The following is a 1,231-nucleotide window of genomic DNA, read 5'->3' as shown; positions in this document are numbered from 1 at the left end:
CGGGTGTGGATGGCGGCGATGAAAGCGACGATGGCGAGGAACACCAGCATCGACAGAACGAAGACCTGCGGGCTCGACAGCCTGTGTGGGTCGTACTCCATCACATCCGATGAGCCGACCAGTCCAAAGGATCTCAGTATGCCCATTCTCGCCCCGAATCCGTTCCCGGCGATAAACTCTTTGGGACTCTAAGCGGAATTATGACGAAATGGGAAGACGCTAACGGCCAGGAGGCCGTCCGTCGCGCCGATCAAAAGCGCGCGACGACCATGCAATCGATCACAGCGGCGCAGTGCAGGCCGGCCCCGGTGACGACGAAACCGTGCCACAGGGCGTTGTGGAAACGCAGCCCCTTCCAGGCAAAGAAGACCACGCCGCAGGAATAGACGATGCCGCCGGCCAGGATCAGCCCGAGCGTCAGCGGCGGAAGCGTGTCAAGCAGCGGGCGGATGACGACCATGCCGCTCCAGCCTATGGCGAGATAGAAGACGATGGCCAGCCGGTCGAAGCGGCCTGGCAGGAACAGCTTGATCGCCATGCCGGCTATCGCCGCGCCCCAGTCGCAAGCCTCGTGGCCCAGGCGCGGGCCTCGTTTCGCCCCGGGTCCGGCGCGGCCCCGACCAACCCCAAACCCCCTGGCGGTCCTCCACGCGAGGACGGCGCCTGATCCATCGAGGAGGCCCCAATGTTCAACGCCTTCCGGCGTCGGCAGGACCGCTATGGCGATTCAACGCCAATCGAGACGCCCTACCAGCGCGCCGCCCAGGCCTGGGATGACCGGTTAGGCTCGGCGCGCGTTCAGGCGCGCAACTGGCGAATGATGGCCTTCGCCTGCGCGGGCCTGGCGGCGGTGGCGATCGGCGGGCTGATCTACGCCCAGCAGAATACGAAGATCGCGACCTATATCGTGCCCGTCGATCGTTATGGCCGGCCAGGGCGGATCGAGGCGGCTGATCGCACCTACGCGCCCGCCGAAGCTGAGAAGGGCTATTTCGTCGCCGACTTCGTCCAGCTGATCCGATCCAAGAGCACCGATCCGGTCGTGTTGCGGCAGAACTGGCTCAAGGCCTATGGCTTCGTCGGCGGCGACGCCCAGGCGATGTTGAACCGGCACGCCCGGGAGAACGACCCCTTCGCGCGGCTGGGTCAGCAGGCGGTGACGGTGGAGATCGTCTCGGTCCTGCCGCGCGGCGGCGACAGCTACCAGGTGCAGTGGCGCGAGACGACGTTC

The 1,231-nt window shown here is 65.9% G+C and carries 2 protein-coding genes; one reads left to right on the top strand and one right to left on the bottom strand.

Annotated features, from left to right (window positions below):
* Positions 1 to 250 precede the first annotated feature (250 nt).
* Positions 251 to 580, bottom strand: coding sequence for a hemolysin III family protein (locus tag Q7T84_RS12345; RefSeq protein ID WP_370653656.1), 330 nt, complete (start codon positions 578 to 580; stop codon positions 251 to 253).
* Between the two features lie 105 nt (positions 581 to 685).
* Between Q7T84_RS12345 and trbF the strand changes: the two genes are divergently transcribed.
* The coding region (gene trbF, locus Q7T84_RS12340) for a conjugal transfer protein TrbF (protein ID WP_304809270.1) at positions 686 to 1,231 on the top strand (546 nt) is incomplete at its 3' end.

It is taken from the genome of Phenylobacterium sp., assembly GCF_030654915.1.
In the GTDB taxonomy this organism is placed as follows: domain Bacteria; phylum Pseudomonadota; class Alphaproteobacteria; order Caulobacterales; family Caulobacteraceae; genus Phenylobacterium.
This window is presented reverse-complemented; position numbering and strand designations above follow the sequence as displayed.